This window comes from Ottowia sp. (assembly GCF_035325765.1).
Classification (GTDB): domain Bacteria; phylum Pseudomonadota; class Gammaproteobacteria; order Burkholderiales; family Burkholderiaceae_C; genus Ottowia.
Genome location: NZ_DAOKZG010000095.1, coordinates 1 through 3,654 on the forward strand (window position 1 = coordinate 1; position 3,654 = coordinate 3,654).

Below are 3,654 nucleotides of genomic sequence, written 5' to 3' on the forward strand. Positions count from 1 at the left end.
GCACGTCGCCGTGCACGCGGATCATGGGCGGCAGGCCGGCCGACAGGTGCAGGTCGGAGGCGTTGTTCTTGACGCTGAATGCCAGCAGTTGGGTGATGTCCACGGCGCTTCGCTGTAAAAGTCGGGTTGAAACAGTTGCAGTTTGATACTTTGTGTCGATTATGACGACGATCGCGTCCAATCTCCAGCAGGTTCGTGCCCGAATTGCAACGGCCTGCGCGGCGAACGGCCGAAGCGTGGAGGATGTCGCGTTTCTGGCTGTTTCCAAGACCTTCGGTCCCGAGGCGATCCGTGCCGCCCACGCCGCCGGCCAGCGCGCCTTTGGCGAGAACTACATCCAGGAAGCGGTCGAGAAGATGGCCCTGCTGGCCGACCTCGCGCTCGAATGGCACTGCGTCGGACCGATCCAGAGCAACAAGACGCGACTGGTGGCGGTGCACTTCGACTGGGCCCACACCGTCGATCGGCTGAAGATCGCCGAGCGCCTGTCGGCGCAGCGCCCACCCGGGCGCGCACCGCTCGACGTCTGCATCCAGGTCAACATCGACGGCGGCCCGGCCAAGTCCGGCGTGGCGCCCGGGGCGACGCTGGCGCTGGCGCAGGCGGTGGCTGCGCTGCCGCGCCTGCGCCTGCGCGGCCTGATGGCGATCCCGGAACCCAGCGCCGATTTCGAGTCCGCCTACGCCGTGCACCGGCGCACGCGGGCGCTGTTCGACCAGCTCAACGCCGCCGGCCTCGGGCTGGACACCCTGTCGCTGGGCATGAGCGCCGACCTGGAGGCCGCCATCGCCGCCGGCAGCACGCTGGTGCGCGTGGGCTCGGCGATTTTTGGCACCCGTCCGTCCAAGGCGTAAACCCAGCCACTCGGGGCTGCGCAGCAGGCCCCGAAAGGGCCGCGGTGCAGGCCAGGCGGGAACGCCGCGGCCGGGGTTCTCCCAGTCGCCAGCGTTGTCCACTTGGGGGAAAGGCGGCCGCAGGTCGACTCAGCCCAAAAACGACAGTTGACCGCTTGCGAACGTCTCGAAGTTCGCATGAACATTGAGCTTTCCGTCGTTGCTGAGGCTCACCAGGTTGGGTGAAGGCGCCATGCACCCGCCAGCGCTGCTGTGGCCACGCCATGCGGCCTTGCTCCGCCTCGCTCACGGCTGTGCGCGTCGTTGTCGCGTCTTGCCTGGCGCGCCGACAGCAGCACCGACGGGCGCATCCAACGGCCGGATCTGGGATTATTTGAACACCACCGTGCGCTGCCCGCTGCGCAGCACGCGGTGCTCGCTGTGCCACTTGACGGCGCGCGCCAGCACCTGGCTTTCGGTGTCGCGGCCGATCGCGGCCAGGGCTTCCGGCGCCTTGCTGTGGTCGACGCGCGCCACGTCCTGCTCGATGATCGGGCCCTCGTCCAGGTCCGCCGTGACGTAGTGGGCGGTGGCGCCGATCAGCTTGACGCCGCGCTCATGCGCCTGGTGGTAGGGCCGCGCGCCCTTAAAGCTCGGCAGGAAGCTGTGGTGGATGTTGATCGCGCGACCCGCCAGGCGCTGGCACAGTTCGTCCGACAGGATCTGCATGTAGCGCGCCAGCACCACCAGCTCGGCGCCTTCGGCCTCGATGATCTCGAGCTGGCGCGCCTCGGCGCGCGCCTTGTCGCCCGCGGTCACGCCGATGTGGTGGAATGGCACGTCGTAGCCCGCCGCCAGCTGGTAGAAGTCGCGGTGGTTGCTGATGATGGCGCGGATGTCCAGGTGCAGCAGGCCGGACTTCCAGCGAAACAGCAGGTCGTTGAGGCAATGGCCCTGGCGGCTGACGAAGATCACGGTGCGCATCGGCTGCTCCGTCGGGTGCAGCTGCCACTGCATGTCGAAGTCGCCGGCCAGTGCCGCGAGACCCGGGCGCAGCGCGCCGGTGCCGGCCGCGCAGGAAAACTGCACGCGCATGAAGAACAGGCCGGTCGCGTGGTCGTTGAACTGCGCCGCTTCCTCGATGTTGCCGCCCTGCGTGGCGAGGAACCCGGAGACGGCATGCACGATGCCGGGGCGGTCCGGACAGGACAGGGTCAGGATGTAGGAGTCTTGCATGGGGCGCGATTGTCCCAGCGCGCGCGCCGGCGCGGCGCACCGCCCGGCCGATGGGCGACACTCGACCGGGGGCAACTTTGCTCCGGCTTCACGCACCGTTCACAGAGCTGGCCGATGCTCGAGGCGTCGTCATCACCACAAGGAAGCAAGCCATGCGGACTCGCGCACTCCCCTCCCTGACGCTGGCCTTCGCGCTGCTGGCGGGCCTGGCCGCCGGCCTGGCGCTGCCCACCGGCGCGCGGGCCAGCACCTACGTCTCGGTCCAGATCGGCCCACCGCCGCCCCCGATGGAAGTGGTGCCGGCCGCGCGACCGGGCTACATCTGGGCGCCCGGCTACTACATGTGGCAGGCCGAGCGCTACCACTGGCGCCCAGGGCATTGGGAGCGTGCACGGCCCGGCCACGCCTATGTGCCGGCACGCTGGCATGCGGTCGGTTCGCGTTGGCAATACCAGCCCGCGCACTGGAAGGCGTCGAAGAAGTCGCGCAAGCACGTGCGCAAGGCCGAGCGGCAGCACCAGGCCGCTTGGCGTCACGAGCGCAAGGCCTGGAGCCAGTCGCGCCCGGCCCACGACGGCCCCGCCCGCGCACAGCCCAGGCCCGCCCATCAGCCGGGCTGGGAGCGGGTTCGCCACTGATGGCTGGCGCGGCCCTTGGGCGCCTTGCGGTGGGGGGCCGCGCGTGCCATCGCTGACGCGGGGGGTCAGCGTCGGCGCAGCGGCGCGCAGTCATCGCGCGCCGGCAGGGCGGGGGTTGGCCAGACCAGGTCGCCGTGGTGCAGGTTGTCGACCCCGCTGGCGGGTGCGTCGGTCGTGCCCCCCGCGAGCGCCAGCAGCACGCGCACGCGCAGCTGCGGCGGCAGGTGGCGTGGCACGCCCAGATTGCGGTCGGTGTGTCCGCCGCCGGTGATCAGCAGCACCGTGCGCTCCGGCACGTGCGCGTCCACGATGGTCTGCGCCATGGCCCGGTCGCGCGCGATCTGCACGCGCGCCATCGCGCCCAGGCGCGTCGCCGGCAACAGGCCGCAATGCGCGGCATCGATGCGCGCGCGCTGGTGCTCCAGCGCGGCGGCGTCGAGCCGATCGTCCAGCGACGCATCGTCCATGGCCTCGCGCAGGCGCGCCGCCGGCCAGTTGGCTCCAAGCACCGGCACGCCGGCGCGCACTGCGCTCATCACCACCGGACCGTAGCGTGCCCACGGCCAGGCGGCGTCGTCCCAGGCCAATCTTGCCCGCACTGCCGTTTCATCGGCATCGGGAGGCAGGCCGGTGGTGGCATGGCCCTGTTCGGCCATCTCGATGGCGACGGCCACCAGCGCCCCGCGCGCCGCCAGCCATTCGATGACCTGGCGCTCCAGCCGCTGGTGCTCGGCCGCTTCGTGCTGTTCGCCCAGCAGGATCGCGTCGGCCGGCAGCAGCGCCGCCAGCCGGGTCGTGTCCAGCGGCGGTGCGGGCGCGGCTGCGCAGGCTGCCAGGAGCAGGCCCAGCAGCAGCGCCCAGGCGGTGCGAACACGGTCGCGCATCGAGCCATACTAGTCCACTGAAACACTGAAACCGGATCGGTGCTGTGCACCCGATACGGGCAC

At 70.7% G+C, this 3,654-nt stretch carries 4 protein-coding genes; 2 read left to right on the forward strand and 2 right to left on the reverse strand.

Translation table 11 applies throughout. The features are described 5' to 3' along the window. Positions 1-161 precede the first annotated feature (161 nt). Positions 162-854, forward strand: coding sequence for a YggS family pyridoxal phosphate-dependent enzyme (locus PKA16_RS15675; protein WP_324404603.1), 693 nt, complete (start codon positions 162-164; stop codon positions 852-854). A 369-nt stretch (positions 855-1,223) separates the two neighbouring features. On the opposite strand, the gene purU is transcribed toward PKA16_RS15675, so the two are convergent. Beyond that, on the reverse strand, positions 1,224-2,069 hold the full coding sequence (gene purU, locus PKA16_RS15680; protein ID WP_324404605.1) for a formyltetrahydrofolate deformylase: 846 nt from the start codon (positions 2,067-2,069) through the stop codon (positions 1,224-1,226). A 152-nt stretch (positions 2,070-2,221) separates the two neighbouring features. Between purU and PKA16_RS15685 the strand changes: the two genes are divergently transcribed. Then, on the forward strand, positions 2,222-2,707 hold the full coding sequence (locus tag PKA16_RS15685) for a YXWGXW repeat-containing protein (protein ID WP_324404607.1): 486 nt from the start codon (positions 2,222-2,224) through the stop codon (positions 2,705-2,707). A gap of 65 nt (positions 2,708-2,772) precedes the next feature. On the opposite strand, the gene PKA16_RS15690 is transcribed toward PKA16_RS15685, so the two are convergent. Continuing rightward, the gene (locus tag PKA16_RS15690; protein ID WP_324404609.1) at positions 2,773-3,591 is read right to left on the reverse strand and encodes a ChaN family lipoprotein; all 819 of its coding nucleotides are present in this window, start codon (positions 3,589-3,591) and stop codon (positions 2,773-2,775) included. Between the last annotated feature and the right edge of the window lie 63 nt (positions 3,592-3,654).